This is a genomic window from Legionella nigrisilvae (assembly GCF_977063395.2).
In genome coordinates, this window is record NZ_CDRUGZ020000027.1 from 685782 (window position 1) to 700688 (window position 14907).

Genomic DNA, 14907 nt, shown 5'->3' on the forward strand with positions numbered 1-14907 from the left:
ACCCGATATGCTTGAGCACATACAATTCACCCTCACCCGTTTAAAGCAACAAAAACCCTTAATACTTTGCCTTACTAATTACGTTACTATGGATTTTATGGCAAATAGCCTTTTGGCTTTGGGTGCTGCACCCCTCATGTCCGAATCTCAAGTCGAGATTGAAGAACTGATTGATTTAAGTCAAGCTGTATATATTAATATCGGAACTTTGAATGATTCATTTATGGAGAGAGCTCGATTTGCAGCCAACATTGCAAACTCAATAGATAAACCCCTAATTCTCGATCCTGTAGGTGCAGGAGCGAGCAAACTTCGAACATCTGCTGCAATGGAGTTATTTCCTTATGCTCAAGTGATCCGAGGGAATGCGAGTGAAATCATTTCATTAGCTGGTTCAAATGGAAGCACTAAAGGAGTCGAAAGCTCAGATCCTGTAACTAAAGCAATTCAGAGCGCCCATATGCTGGCAAAATCAAAAAAAACAATTGTAATCAGTGGCCCTCAAGATTTTATAACTAACGGAGTGGATGAGATTTTACTTCCATTTGGTTCAAACCTTATGTCCCTGATTACAGGGATGGGTTGCACTATGACTGCTGTCCTGAGTGCCTTTGTTGCTTGCGAAGCAAACCATTTTCACGCTGCAGTTCAAGCAACTGCATATTTTGGCTTGTGTGGACAATTGGCTCATGAACAAGCCAAACGCCCTGCTACATTCAAAGAAGTGTTTATTAATAATTTATTCGATCCCGACTGGATTTTAATGTCAAAAACTGTACAAGAGTCTAGTCATGCAATATAAAGCTTTATCTATAGCAGGTTTTGATGGTTCAGGTGGAGCCGGAATTCAGGCTGATTTAAAAACATTTTCGGCATTAGGCTGCTATGGGATGACGGTACTTACCGCTTTGCCGGTACAAAATACGTGCGGAGTGAGAAACTGTTACCCTATTCCATTGAAGGCAATAGAAGATCAGCTGAACGCTATATTTGACGATATTAAACCGGACAGTATAAAAATAGGGATGCTCTTCAACACGGAAATTATTGAATTAGTGTCATCGTTCCTAAAAAAAAATGCTCTGGATATTCCTATTGTTATTGATCCTGTAACTGTTGCTAAAAGTGGTGATCCATTATTACTACCCGAAGCAGTGAACTCTTTAATCACCCAACTGGTACCACTAGCTACTTTGATTACCCCTAACCTTCCAGAAGCTTTTACTTTCACCGGCCTAAATGCATCATCTGAAATAGAAATGAAGTATATTGGTCAAAAGCTGCTTGAGTTTGGCCCCAAATACGTTTTACTTAAAGGGGGACATCTTTTGCATTCAGTTGAATCGAATGATTTATTAATAGGTGCAAACGGAGACATTCATTGGTTTGCGAGCCCAAGAATTAACTCTAAAAATACTCACGGAACTGGGTGCACCCTATCTGCAGCCATAACAGCCTGTCTTGCCCAAAAAATTGATTTAATTAAAGCGTGCGATATCGCAAAAAACTATTTATTTAATGCCATACAAGCGGCAAAAGAACATTCTGTGGGCTTTGGAAATGGACCCGTTCATCATTTTTACCATCTCTGGCCTATTCAATTATTAGATAATTAAAAGTACAAAGCCGCAACCAGGCATTATTGCTAGAGGTTCGGTTTCGCTTCGCTGCACCAGGCTAAAATCGGAGTTCGTGCTGAGGTTATTTGTACTCATGCGCCTGATCGATTATTGCCTTTTGATTTTCTATGATTTCACCAAAACATAATGCACTGAAAAGAATTAACAAGTAACCTATTGTTGAATAACAAAATATAGTATCTGAGAACGATAAAACACAAAAAGAAACCAATAACCCTAAAAGAATGGGCTTCATTTGGTTAAGCCTGAAGGCAGTTAAAAACAAGGTTCCTATGAAAAAAAGAAACAGAATAATACCTACTAATCCCAGTTCTGCAAGAGTTAACCAATATTGACCATGAGGCTCATTAAGCTTTTTTCCCCAAGCAGGAATAGGCTGATCTTTCTGAAAGCTATATTGAAAACCTCCAGTGCCCACACCTATAAGTGGATTTTTTTCAAATAAAGATTGCGCATATTGATGAAATTGAATTCTAAAACCTAAAGAGGTATCTGCTTGGTTGTGTTTCAGAAGCTTGATATCTGTAATCATTAAATGAACTCCATTTTGCATCACAGGGCTCAAAGTATAAGCTAAACTAATTGCAGCGATAAATCCCAAAATTCCTACCAAAGCCTTTTTAAAGGGAAGTTTTTGCACTATTAGTAAAGACATTAAAACACCATAAATAATGTAACCTGTTCTCCCTGGATTAAGAAAAAATGTCTGATAAGTTCCTAAGATAATCATAAACAGATAAAAAATCCGTAATCCTTTACTCATATTCTGCTGTAATACTAAGATGCCAGCAAAATAAACACCTAGGGCTACCATAAATCCAGTAATAATGTGGTTATAAAATACATCAGCAGGATCTGTGGAATGAAATGTTATTAAATGTTTTGACTTTAGCACTGATATAATACACGTCAATATCATCGTTAATATATAGCTATTTAAAACCCATAATCTAGTCTGTGGTTTAATAAACCCTACGGCAAATACAGGCAGGAAAATTAACTTAGAATATTTATCGATAATGTTGTACTGTAAGGCGTACGGTGCTTCAGACCACAAACAGGCGATAATGACAAAAAGAAATAAACCAATAGCGGCACGAGCCCATAATGTATTAAAAGCATAATACATATATTGTCTGTAGTAAGGCGCTAGCAAAAGAGCCACTATACTAACTACCACTAAAATGGACTTGATGCTGACACTTATTGGGATAAAAAATGCTAACAAAACAAGAAGCGTTGGTATCAATAAATTGTTTTTTTCTTCTAGCAAGCTCAGTCTCAAATTAATTCCTCTGTGCTTTTTGGCAATTGGTCTATATTGCTATCTTGATACAATTGTTTAATACCACGATAAAAAGTACCTTGTGCATTAAACACTGCAAATAAAAAACCTATTCTGCCATCTAAAAAACCACGTTGCAAGATATAACATCTGAAAAACATCCATGTTGTACTGGCTACTGTTTTGCTGAAACTGGATTTTCTCTTATTTAAGATGTATGTTTTCGCGCTATAAGATGAATATTTATTCATCTTATATAAGACATGACTTACATCTTTAAATGAGTGGTGCATAATGACATTTTTGATTTTACCAATTCGTGTACTCTCGGGTAGTACTATTTTTTCATGCACAATGTCATTACTGAAATAGGCGTTTTCCCGTTTAAAAAGGCGAACGTGACGTTTAGGACTAGAAGAGTATTTTAAGGGTTGATTATAGAAATACATTTGAATTGCAATTCTAAAAGCATCGGCTGTATTTGAGGACATGGCTGCCTTGATTTCTTGCTGCAACTCCTCGCTGACAGATTCATCAGCATCAAGATTTAACACCCAATCGCCTGTAGCTTTAGATAATGCTCTTTGCTTTTGAGCACCATAGCCTGGCCAGTCGGTAGAGAAAACATGCTCCGTATATTCTTTGGCAATGGCAACTGTTTTATCAGTACTTCCCGAATCCAGTACAACTACTTCATCAGCAAATCGTACGGATTCGAGACATCTTCTGATATTTCTCTCTTCATTTTTAGTTATTATTATTACAGTCAATGTCATCTAAAAAACGCCCTCTCTATGATCATGACTGACAAAATGTAACTTACCGTCTTTAACTTTTAAGGTGACGTGACCACCATGCATTAACTTACCGAATAAAAGTTCATCAGCGAGAGGTTTTTTTACATTCTCTTGGATCAATCGTGCCATGGGTCGAGCGCCCATTACTTTGTCGTAACCGTGCTCAATAAGCCATTCACGTGCCATTTTATCGACGTTAAAAGTGACACCTTTATGACTTAATTGTTCATCCAACTCCATAATAAATTTATCGACAACTAAACCAATGGTCACTGAATCCAATGGAGCAAAATTAATAATTGCATCGAGCCTATTTCTAAATTCGGGACTAAATTGTTTCTTGATCACTTCAAGCCCGTCATTGCTATTATCCTGTTGGGAGAATCCAATGGAGTTCCGTACTATCTCTCCAGCACCGGCATTAGAGGTCATTACCAGAATAATATGTCTAAAATCGGCTTGACGTCCATTAGTATCCGTTAAAGTACCATGATCCATAATTTGCAACAGCAAATTAAATACATCTGGATGGGCCTTTTCTATTTCATCAAGCAACAATACTGCATGAGGGTTTTTAGTAACTGCTTCGGTCAGCAAACCGCCTTGATCATAACCAACATATCCTGGGGGAGCACCAATCAGACGAGAAACAGTATGTTTTTCCATGTATTCAGACATATCAAAACGTAGCAATTCAATTCCTAAAACGTTAGCCAATTGTCTGGTTACTTCTGTTTTTCCAACCCCTGTTGGTCCAGCAAATAAGAAACAACCCACGGGTTTTTGTGGATCTCTAAGGCCAGAGCGACCTAATTTAATTGCAGAGGCTAACGCAGTGATCGCCTGATCTTGTCCATAAACTAAGAGTTTCAAATCGCGTTCTAAATTCCGTAAAGTATCTTTATCACGAGCAGAAACTTTCTTGATAGGTATGCGTGCAATTTTCGCAACAACACTCTCAATTTCGGTCACACTTATAATTTTTTTGCGTTTGCTCGCCGTTAATAAATTCTGGTAAGCACCTGCCTCGTCAACCACGTCAATTGCTTTATCCGGTAAAAATCGATCATTGATGTATTTCGCAGATAATTCAGCAGCTGCTTTCAGTGCAGGAATAGTGAATTTTACTCCATGATGTTCTTCTAATCGTCCTTTCAATCCCTTCAATATTTCAAACGTTTCGTCAATTGTAGGTTCAGGAATATCAATTTTTTGGAAACGTCTTGCTAAAGCTCTATCTTTCTCAAAAATACCTCGGTATTCTTGGTACGTTGTAGAACCTATACATTTCAGCTCGCCGTTTGCCAATAGGGGTTTAATTAAATTAGAGGCATCCATAACCCCACCGGATGCAGCTCCGGCACCAATAATTGTATGAATTTCATCAATAAACAGTACTGCCCCATCTTGTTGACCTAATTGTTTTAACACTGCTTTCAATCGTTTTTCAAAATCACCCCGATATTTGGTTCCAGCAAGTAATGCCCCTAAATCCAGAGAATAAACAATACAATCCCGGATGGCGTCAGGTATTTCCCCATCTACAATACGTCGAGCGAGGCCTTCTGCAATCGCAGTTTTACCCACTCCCGCTTCACCTACCAGCAAGGGATTATTTTTTCTACGTCGACATAATACCTGAATAGTACGTTGTACTTCTTCATGACGTCCAATCAAGGGATCAATTTTTCCTTGTTTCGCACGTCGGTTGAGGTTCGTACAATAGCTTTCCAAAGGTGACTCATTTCCCTCTGATGAACTCATATCATCTTCCATAGAGTTCATATTTTCATGCATATCATTGTTTTGATACTTAGAAACACCATGAGAAATATAATTAATTACATCAAGTCGCGTAATGTTCTCACGTCGTAAAAAATATACTGCTTGGCTTTCTTGTTCACTAAAAATTGCTGCTAATACGTTAGCGCCAGTTACTTCGGTTTTGCCAGCAGATTGGACGTGAAATACTGCACGTTGTAACACACGTTGAAAGCCAAGTGTAGGTTGTGTTTCTCTATCCAATTCGTCTTCAGGAATTCTAGGAGTTGTTTCGTCAATGAACTCAATTAAATCGCGACGTAATGCTTCAATATTTGCATCACATGCTTGTAATACACTTCCAGCCGCTGGATTATCAAGCAATGACAACAACAAATGCTCTACGGTCATAAATTCATGACGCTTCTCTTTTGCTTCCTTGAACGCTAAATTCAAGGTGAATTCAAGTTCTTTATTTAACATTGTCGTTGCTCCTCTTCAGCCCACAGCAAATTACTCGGGTTCCATGCTGGATAGCAATGGGTGCTGATTCATTCTGGCGTATTCATTTACCAGTGCTACTTTTGTTTCTGCTATATCTCGTGTAAATACCCCACACACGCCTTTTCCTTGGATATGAACCTGTAACATCACCTGAACAGCGATTTCTTCACTTAAGTGAAAAAAATGCTTCAGTACCTCTACTACAAAATCCATAGGTGTATAATCATCATTGAGCAATACTACTTTGTACTTTCTAGGCACTCTGATTTCCGTGCTCAACTCAGGTTCAGCGACTTTATGCCTAACAATTTCCTCTAGATTTTGCCCGCTCATAACATACAACCTCTATACTATTTTTATAGACTCCCTACGCACTTTTGGCCAGTAAAATCATCTATTTTTAATGAAAAAATTAGTCTTTGAAATAATCAAAAACATATTGATTAGATAACATTCATTAAAGGTATAAATTGTAGATGGCACAAAAGTAGCCTTGGTGAAAATACAAAAAAGGGATAATACCAATTTTATTGTATTCCACTAAGGCTCAAATTTATCCATACGATTTACATATGTTTAATTATTTCATCTCCAAAACCAGAGCTACTAACCAAAGTTGCACCGTTCATACCACGCTCAAAATCATAGGTGACTGTTTTAGCTGCAATGGCACCTTGCATGCCTTTGATTATTAAATCAGCAGCTTCATTCCATCCCATGTGACGCAACATCATTTCGGCAGATAGAATAATTGACCCGGGGTTAACTTTATTCTTGCCCGCATATTTTGGTGCCGTGCCATGGGTTGCTTCAAATACAGCAACGTCATCGCTTATATTTGCCCCTGGAGCAATACCGATACCACCTACTTGAGCAGCTAAAGCATCAGAAATATAATCACCATTTAAATTAAGCGTAGCAATTACGCTGTAATCTTCCGGTCTTAAAAGAATTTGTTGCAAGAACGCGTCGGCAATTACATCATTTATAATGATTTGCTTACCTGTCTTAGGATTCTTGAATTCCATCCAAGGACCCCCTTCATATTCTTTAGCACCAAAAACATCACGTGCCACTTGGTAACCCCAATCTTTAAAGGCCCCTTCGGTAAATTTCATGATATTACCTTTGTGAACCAAAGTAACTGTTTGGCGATCATTATCAATGGCATATTGGATTGCAGCTCTTACCAAGCGTGTAGTTCCTTCTTTAGAAACAGGTTTTATACCTATACCACAGTGCTCTGGAAAACGAATTTTTTTAACACCCATATCCTTTCGTAAGAATTCAATCACTTGCTTAGCTTCTGGGGAATCAGCCTTCCATTCAATACCCGCATAAATGTCCTCAGAGTTTTCTCTAAAAATAACCATATCGGTTTTCTCAGGCTCTTTGAGTGGACTTGGGACGCCGTCAAAATAACGAATGGGTCGCAAACAAGTGTAAAGATCCATTTCTTGGCGAATAGCAACGTTTAGTGAACGAATTCCGCCTCCAACTGGAGTAGTCAGGGGACCTTTAATCGAAACAACATATTTTTTCATCGCATCTAAAGTTTCTTTAGGTAACCATTGATCGGAACCATAAACTTCAGTTGCTTTTTCTCCTGCATATACTTCCATCCAGGCAATTTTTCTCTTATCGCCGTATGCCTTTGCAACCGCAGCATCAACAACACGAATCATTGGTGGAGTTACGTCCACACCAATACCATCTCCTTCAATGAAAGGAATAATGGGATTATTAGGTACACGAAGTGACAGATCAGCAGCAACTGTTATAGCCTCACCCTGTGAAGGCACTTTGATTTTATCGTAGGTCATTGACAACTCCGTAAAATTAGAGAAAAGGCAATGATAGCATGTGATAACTTGGAATCCCAAGTACCATTTCTATTTAATTAGCATGTCTTGAATGTTTACTATGCATGTTGCAACATTTTGATCTGTTCAACAAGTTGATCGTATCCTGCTTCGACATTGATATAATCATTTTTTGCCAAATAGATGGATAATGATCCATCATCTGTTGCGGAAGGTTTTTGTAAAATTCCATTATAACCTTTGCTTTTTAAACGAAGGAAATCATTAATTTTGGTGACTAAATAAAAATTACGGAAATAATTTTCGGGGATCATATGTATCGCCTGCGCATCTTTTTCTAACGTGTTTCCGGGTAAATAATCTTTAAGTGAATAAGTTGAATTATTATGAACCGCTACTACTTTACCTTTTGGAAGTAACTGCTTGATTTTAGTGGCCAACTTATTTACTTCTTGATGCGCCCGTGAATTATATTGACCGAACTGTGAGAGCGTTTTTTTGATTCCATTGTCAGTAAAAATCCGATTCGGATCAAATTCAAAACGTTGGTTGTTTAAATGAAAGACTACATTGCGACCGCCAGAATGTACTAAAGTAATAAGACTTCCTCCATCTTTCTGAACCACTGCCTGAGCCGCTTTTAAAGCGGTTTGTTCATTATGATGCAAGTGTATAAAAGTCTTACCTCTTCCAACAATGTGCTTAATTTCTACTTTTTCATCTCCAACCATGACAATATGACTCATGGCATAGGTACATTGACAAAAAAGGAGAGAAATTAAGATTGAATATTTCATAAACAATTTTCACCATAAAGTATAATTTTTGCGTTATTGTACAAGAATTAACCTATTAAAACAATGAATTTAGAATTGCTCATAATAGAAAAAGACCCTACTATACACGCACTTAAGCTTTTTTATATCATACTTAATGCCAGAAATTATACTGTTCAATAAACCCTATGGGGTTGTTAGCCAATTCTCCGGTGAAGCTCCGGAACATACATTAGCTGCTTTCATTAACAAACCTGATTTTTACGCAGCAGGAAGGTTAGATAAGAACAGCGAAGGCCTATTATTATTAACGAATAACGGTACGCTGCAATATCAGTTAACTCACCCCAAATTCAATAAAAGAAAATATTATTGGGTTCAGGTAGAAGGCATCCCTGATGAAATGGATTTAGTTCCGCTGAAAAAAGGTTTAGTACTCAAAGATATTAGCTTTTTACCTGCCGAAGTTAAAATCATTGATGAGCCTCTATTATGGCCACGTAATCCCCCTATTCGCTTTCGTAAAAACATCCCTACAAGCTGGTTGGAAATTATTTTAAAAGAAGGAAAAAATCATCAGGTTCGTAGAATGACTGCTGCTATTGGGTTCCCTACCTTAAGATTGGTTCGCCATAGAATAGGTAATTGGAGCTTAGAGAATTTACAGCCTGGGGAATATAGAACAATACATCACCTATAACCAAACCCTTCATCCCGAGTAAAACCAGGGCCCTTTCATCTTAGTACTGTGATACAGAATGAAGGTTCTTCGCAACGATTGGATGAAGTTTAACGATATACCAAGCGTTTCAACAAAGTATCTTCACCAAGGAGGCGGATCCATGGCCAGATAAACATGCCCACTAAAGCACTCGCTACAGGCATGAACAAACTATAGTTGAAACCAAGTAGGGCCGTAGTTAAAGATATAATTGATTGATATAAAAGGCAAAAAAATCCAATTAAAAATATTTGCTGCATCATAGAGAAGAATTGGAATCGTCTGGATTTGCTGGAAGCAATCCAAGTAACTAAAAGCAAGGCAAACGAGTGTTCTCCAATTACCGTTGCTAATAGAACATCCAATAATAATCCCACAAACAATAAGGTGGTCAATCGAAAATTGCCCGGTAAAAAATATTCTATATAAAGCACGAGTAATAGAACCCAAGGAGGCCTAAAAGCAGAGATTAATTCAGGCATAGGTAATATTGACAATAGAAGAGCCACAATAAATCCCAAGCATAACCGTATGCGAAGATTTCTCATCACATAGTCTCCTTAGCATTTAAACGTTCATTAATTTGCGTATTTAATTGCTCTTGCTCCGCATCTTGCCAGATCAGTAACACCAGCCGATTACGATTAAGTAAGGCAACAGGTTTTACTTTCACCTTAACAAAATCTTCACCAGGAATGCTATTCACCTCTTCTACACGCCCTACAGGATATCCTTCAGGGAAATGCCTGTCCAAGCCTGAGGTCACCAATACATCGCCTGGGTGGATCGAGGAGGTTTTCGGTAAATTAATTAAAGATAATTTCTCTATGTCATTCGTTCCCACAAGAATCGCACGTTCTCCAGTACGATTATTTCGTACCGGGACAGCACTCTTGGAGTCAGAAATAAGTAAGACTGTACTGGTTATAGGACCTACATCAACAATTTGCCCCATAACGCCTTTGGCATCTAAAACGGGTTGCCCAACGTAGGCACCATCACGTTTTCCTTTATTTAAGATAACGACCTGACGTGAATTACTCGTATCAACAGCAAGAATTTGGGCAGCCATTGCACTCATATCTGCTTTTGATGAAGTGAGAAGTAACTCTTTCAGTTGAGAGTTTTCTTTTTGAATGATAATTAATTTTTGTAATTCGGCCTCCAGCATGGTCTGCTGATACCGTAACTGCATGTTTTCGGCTATTAAAGCTTTTTTCGCACTAACCAGAGACTGTACCCAACCAATAACGCGAACAGGATAATCTACTGCATATTGCAAAGGAGCAACAACAAAGGAAAAACCACTCCGCACATTATCTAAATAACGATAATGATAATCTGAAAACATCAAAAAAACAGAAAAGACAAGCGCGAGCACAAATCCAATAGAACTGTACCCGCGCCTACTAAATAATCTGTTATACGTATTATTCTGTTGAGAGGAAATCACCGCCGCGCAAATCCATGGTTTCTAAAGCTTTACCACCACCACGTGCTACGCAGGTCAGCGGATCTTCAGCAATTAATACAGGTAAACCGGTTTCTTCCATGAGCAAAGTATCTATGTTTTTCAACAGAGCCCCGCCTCCGGTTAAAACCATACCTCGTTCAGCAATATCAGCAGCCAACTCAGGTGGAGCTAATTCCAACGCAGCTCTCACTGCGCCAACAATACCTGATAAGGGCTCTTGAAGAGCTTCTAAAATTTCTGCACTGGTAAGGATGAAACTACGAGGAACTCCTTCAGCCAGGTTTCTTCCTCGGACTTCTATTTCAAACAAATCACGACTTGGAAATGCGGAGCCAATTTCATGTTTAATACGCTCTGCGGTGGTTTCACCAATAAGGGTTCCATAGTTTCGACGTACATAAGATACAATCGCATCATCAAACTTATCACCACCTATACGAACGGATTGGTGGTAAACAATTCCACTTAAGGAAATAATCGCAACTTCGGTTGTACCGCCACCTATATCGACAACCATAGAGCCACTGGCTTCCTCAACCGGCATTCCAGACCCTAAAGCAGCAGCCATAGGTTCTTCAATCAAAAATACTTCACGAGCACCAGCACCCATTGCAGATTCACGAATCGCACGACGTTCAACTTGGGTCGAACCACAGGGAACACAAACCAAAACACGAGGACTTGGACGTAAAAATTTGTTTTCATGAACTTTATGAATGAAATGCTGCAGCATTTTTTCAGTAACAAAAAAGTCAGCGATCACACCATCTTTCATTGGTCTAATCGCATTTATGTTTCCTGGGGTTCTTCCCAACATACGCTTCGCTTCAAGACCTACTGCCGCAACGCGCTTTTGTCCTGATTCATTACGTAAAGCCACTACAGAGGGTTCATTTAGAACAATCCCTTTATCTCTCACATAAATCAATGTATTAGCTGTTCCCAAATCAATTGATAAATCATTGGAGAACACGCCCCTTAATTTTCTGAACATAAGCTGCACTATCCCGTTCTTTTTTTTGCGCTACTTTATACTAAATTTGGATAAAAATCGACAGTTCTTACACAACAATTTAAAATTAAAGAGTGAATTTTTATACATGAAGAGAGTTTTCAATTTTGGTAAGCATCGGAATCAAAAATAAGTAGCTTTTGATACTATTATGCATCAACAATCACAAATTATTTTTAAAATTATACGCTTAAAATGAGTCAAAATTTCCCATATGCTCTAATTTTGTTAAATTAAAAAATATTCTGAAATCAATTTGATTATATTAAATATTCCTTTATGGTTCAATTTCCAATTAAAAATATATTTTGTAATCAAATTGATTATATAATACACTACCATTCCCAAAATAGATAATCTTAACTTGAGGTTTTAATTTATTATGCCCAGCAGCTTACAATCAAATGAATTATCACAATGGACTCAAGGCGAACCGGATCTAATAGCTAAACTTCTTTTCAATCTTTTTTGTTTTTTAAAAGAAGCAACCAATAAAGGAAAAGATACTCCTGAATATAAAAAGATAATGGACAACATTGCTAATTTTATAAGCCTGAGAGGAGATCAGCGACTTCATATCCCCCAGCCAGGCAAAGCCGCAATTGATGCATCAGCGCTGTTGGGTGCTTATTTACGCTTAGGAATAAAATTGAACGACAAGCCGATTGTTGAGTTGAGTGAGGAACAAATCGACATAGTTCATACTTTTGTTAAACCATTAATTCCTGAAGGTTTTACACCTCAAAAATTTTTTGACAGTCTCGAGGGTACTCCATCTCAAAAACATAAAAAAATATTACATCTTCTACTATTTAAAGACATTGCTCCCCAACGTCCAAAAGAGTTATTCGAAGGTAAGTATGCAGACAAAGTAAATAACCTCCTTGATTCAATCCTTAATTTAGCTGACTTCATGCGAACCCCTTTTAGTGTATTACCCGAAGAGGAAAGAGCAGCTGTAGCTGAAGCAAAGAGAACAGGTAAAGGACAAGCGCAGACATCTGGGATAGATTTGCAATGGACCTCGATGTGCAAAGCAATTGAGCAAAGTCTGCAAGATATTATCAATTTAAAAAAGAGTAAAGCAAAACAAGCCCTAATATTCAGTGATGAAATAAGAGCATCATTAGAACAATGTAGAAAATGTTTTGGAATAGCTAATGCCCGTTACGAAGTTGTGAAAGAATTTGCCAAGGAAGCAAAAAGGCATGAAGAAGTCCTTAATGAGACTTTTCAAAATCTTGGTTTCCCGCAAGGAAATCAAGAGAAAATCAATCAATATATTCGTGATTTTAGAAAAAGTTTGATGGAGAAAGAGCCTCAAAGAGCCGAAGCCTTGCAAGACATGCCCCTCACTCAACTTATCAATGTTTATCACGCACAATGGCAAGCCGTTTTAGATAAAATTAGAAAAGAATTATCTGCTTCTCAGGAAGAATTACAACAGACAAATCAAACCCTAAAACAAACAACGCTCACTTTAGAGGAATCTAATAAACAGCTAGAACTGTTAAAGCAAGAACACGCGAAGCTTGAGCATGACGCTGATGAAACGAGCAAAAAGCTTGAGCAACAGAAACTTGAACTTATACGATTACAAAAAGTTGAATCATCGTCTCAAGAACTCATTGAGCAGCAAAAAAAGGAAATAGAAAAAACCCGTAGCACTGTTCAACAAAACAGCAGAACTTTAGAAGAGTTGAAGAAACAATTACAGATTGTTCAAAACGAAAATAACGAATTAAAAAGAAACATTAATTCTGCACAAAAACACGAGCAAACTATCGTTGAACTTACAAAACAGTTAGAAACCTTACAGCACGAAAACATTTCATTACAACAACAACTCAAGATAGTGGAACAAACTACCATACCATCTAGTGAAGTTGTATCCGAGACAGCCGCGCTTAAATCTGAGTTGGAGTTTTTACGAAAAGAAAATAGCTTACTTAAGCGAGTTGAAAAAGGGAAACAAATCCAAGAACCTGAAACTGATGTGATTGATCTTAAACCTCAGTTAGAATCTTTGCGGCAAGAGAACGCTCAACTCAAGGAATTATTACTTAAAAAACAACCAATACCCGAACCAGAACGTTTAAATCAGCCCGTTGAATTACCTGCTGATAATATAAAACCTGATCTGTTAATCGCTCTTGGAAGATTGCGTCTAAATAAAACAGATACAAGCAAAATAAAACAAGAAATAATGAGCTGTAACGAAAAAGAAAGTTTAGCAAAGATAGTCACTGAAATTAAACGCTTGGAAAAGATTAATGAATTTATAGAAACAGTAAATAAAGGGATTTTAGAGAGAGCGGGTTTCTTTTCTTCTGATCCACATAAGAAAATTGAGGCAATTGAAACAGCGTTCCAACAGCTGTCTATTGAAGACAAAAATAAATTAGCTACTTTGACTGAAATTGAAATAAATAATGAGTTGAGCAAAGAAAAAGATAAAGAAAGTGATATCGGGAAACTTCTTAAAGCCATTCAGCATAAAAGAGGGTTTATTCCGATTCGATCAGCAACGAGCTTTACATTCTTTAAGAGCGAAATAAGTCATTTAAAACATGATTTAGATGAAATTAACACACCAATACAGACACTCTAAATCACGTTCTTCACTTGTGTGTCACTGTTGTAATTAATTAATACTTACAACAGCGACATAAAAGTGTTCCACTTAATTTATATAATTCTTATTCTATTTTATTAATAACAAACACTTGATTTAATTTATCACGATTCAATGTCACAAAATGTTGGCCTAAGCCCTTCACATCAGCCAGCTCTTCCAAAGACTTAAAACCATGATGACTTTTACGATATGCGATAATCGCTTCAGCTCGCTTTTTTCCTATGCCTTTAACTGAACCGGTAAGCATTGATAAATCAGCTGTGTTGAGATCAATTTTATGAATTACTACAGGGGTTTTTTTTTTGACTGAGATTTCTTTAGTGACAACTGCATGAGTAGAGCAAGTAACTACAGATAATGACAAAACAGTAGCAATAAATTTTGCTTTCATAATTTTCTCCTAATTGTTGGACTAAGTGGCTCGTTCCAGAGCCGGCAAAAGTATCCCAAGATTTGTACTTTATGTCGAGAGTTTT

General features: G+C 37.5%; 14 protein-coding genes. 4 read left to right on the forward strand and 10 right to left on the reverse strand.

Features of this window, described 5'->3' with window-relative positions:
• The first annotated feature begins 7 nt into the window (after window positions 1–7).
• Both thiM and thiD read left to right on the forward strand, forming a co-directional pair.
• Window positions 8–802 (forward strand): hydroxyethylthiazole kinase, encoded by a 795-nt coding sequence (gene thiM / locus ACWTE2_RS20345; RefSeq protein ID WP_454784103.1) that lies wholly within the window; start codon window positions 8–10, stop codon window positions 800–802.
• Entirely contained in the window at window positions 792–1616 is an 825-nt protein-coding gene (gene thiD, locus ACWTE2_RS20350) for a bifunctional hydroxymethylpyrimidine kinase/phosphomethylpyrimidine kinase (RefSeq protein ID WP_182391059.1), read from the forward strand. The genes thiM and thiD overlap by 11 nt, the downstream gene beginning before the upstream one ends.
• Window positions 1617–1701: 85 nt before the next feature.
• Here the strand turns inward: thiD and ACWTE2_RS20355 are convergent, their stop codons facing one another.
• The 6 genes from ACWTE2_RS20355 to ACWTE2_RS20380 form a co-directional block, all read right to left on the reverse strand.
• On the reverse strand, window positions 1702–2925 hold the full coding sequence (locus tag ACWTE2_RS20355; RefSeq protein WP_454784104.1) for an O-antigen ligase family protein: 1224 nt from the start codon (window positions 2923–2925) through the stop codon (window positions 1702–1704).
• The gene (locus ACWTE2_RS20360) at window positions 2922–3701 is read right to left on the reverse strand and encodes a glycosyltransferase family 2 protein (RefSeq protein ID WP_454784105.1); all 780 of its coding nucleotides are present in this window, start codon (window positions 3699–3701) and stop codon (window positions 2922–2924) included. The genes ACWTE2_RS20355 and ACWTE2_RS20360 overlap by 4 nt, the downstream gene beginning before the upstream one ends.
• Window positions 3702–5966: an ATP-dependent Clp protease ATP-binding subunit ClpA gene (gene clpA / locus ACWTE2_RS20365; RefSeq protein ID WP_454784106.1), complete on the reverse strand. Its 2265-nt coding sequence runs from the start codon at window positions 5964–5966 to the stop codon at window positions 3702–3704.
• A gap of 30 nt (window positions 5967–5996) precedes the next feature.
• Window positions 5997–6320, reverse strand: coding sequence for an ATP-dependent Clp protease adapter ClpS (clpS, locus tag ACWTE2_RS20370; RefSeq protein WP_182391063.1), 324 nt, complete (start codon window positions 6318–6320; stop codon window positions 5997–5999).
• A 233-nt stretch (window positions 6321–6553) separates the two neighbouring features.
• A complete protein-coding gene (icd, locus tag ACWTE2_RS20375; RefSeq protein WP_182391064.1) occupies window positions 6554–7810 on the reverse strand; it encodes an NADP-dependent isocitrate dehydrogenase in 1257 nt (418 codons plus the stop codon).
• A gap of 98 nt (window positions 7811–7908) precedes the next feature.
• Complete coding sequence (locus tag ACWTE2_RS20380; RefSeq protein ID WP_182391065.1) at window positions 7909–8607, reverse strand: protein tyrosine phosphatase; 699 nt, start codon at window positions 8605–8607, stop codon at window positions 7909–7911.
• A 136-nt stretch (window positions 8608–8743) separates the two neighbouring features.
• Between ACWTE2_RS20380 and ACWTE2_RS20385 the strand changes: the two genes are divergently transcribed.
• The gene (locus ACWTE2_RS20385) at window positions 8744–9286 is read left to right on the forward strand and encodes a pseudouridine synthase (RefSeq protein WP_454784107.1); all 543 of its coding nucleotides are present in this window, start codon (window positions 8744–8746) and stop codon (window positions 9284–9286) included.
• An 89-nt stretch (window positions 9287–9375) separates the two neighbouring features.
• On the opposite strand, the gene mreD is transcribed toward ACWTE2_RS20385, so the two are convergent.
• From mreD to ACWTE2_RS20400, 3 genes are read right to left on the reverse strand one after another with little or no spacing between them, the layout of a single operon-like run.
• The gene (mreD, locus tag ACWTE2_RS20390) at window positions 9376–9855 is read right to left on the reverse strand and encodes a rod shape-determining protein MreD (protein WP_182391067.1); all 480 of its coding nucleotides are present in this window, start codon (window positions 9853–9855) and stop codon (window positions 9376–9378) included.
• Window positions 9855–10760: a rod shape-determining protein MreC gene (gene mreC / locus ACWTE2_RS20395; protein ID WP_182391068.1), complete on the reverse strand. Its 906-nt coding sequence runs from the start codon at window positions 10758–10760 to the stop codon at window positions 9855–9857. Before mreC ends, mreD begins: the two co-directional genes overlap by 1 nt.
• The gene (locus tag ACWTE2_RS20400) at window positions 10738–11775 is read right to left on the reverse strand and encodes a rod shape-determining protein (protein ID WP_003636696.1); all 1038 of its coding nucleotides are present in this window, start codon (window positions 11773–11775) and stop codon (window positions 10738–10740) included. Before ACWTE2_RS20400 ends, mreC begins: the two co-directional genes overlap by 23 nt.
• Before the next feature lie 400 nt (window positions 11776–12175).
• Between ACWTE2_RS20400 and ACWTE2_RS20405 the strand changes: the two genes are divergently transcribed.
• Complete coding sequence (locus ACWTE2_RS20405; protein WP_454784108.1) at window positions 12176–14404, forward strand: CCDC158 family protein; 2229 nt, start codon at window positions 12176–12178, stop codon at window positions 14402–14404.
• A gap of 88 nt (window positions 14405–14492) precedes the next feature.
• Here the strand turns inward: ACWTE2_RS20405 and ACWTE2_RS20410 are convergent, their stop codons facing one another.
• A complete protein-coding gene (locus tag ACWTE2_RS20410; protein ID WP_454784109.1) occupies window positions 14493–14822 on the reverse strand; it encodes a ComEA family DNA-binding protein in 330 nt (109 codons plus the stop codon).
• Between the last annotated feature and the right edge of the window lie 85 nt (window positions 14823–14907).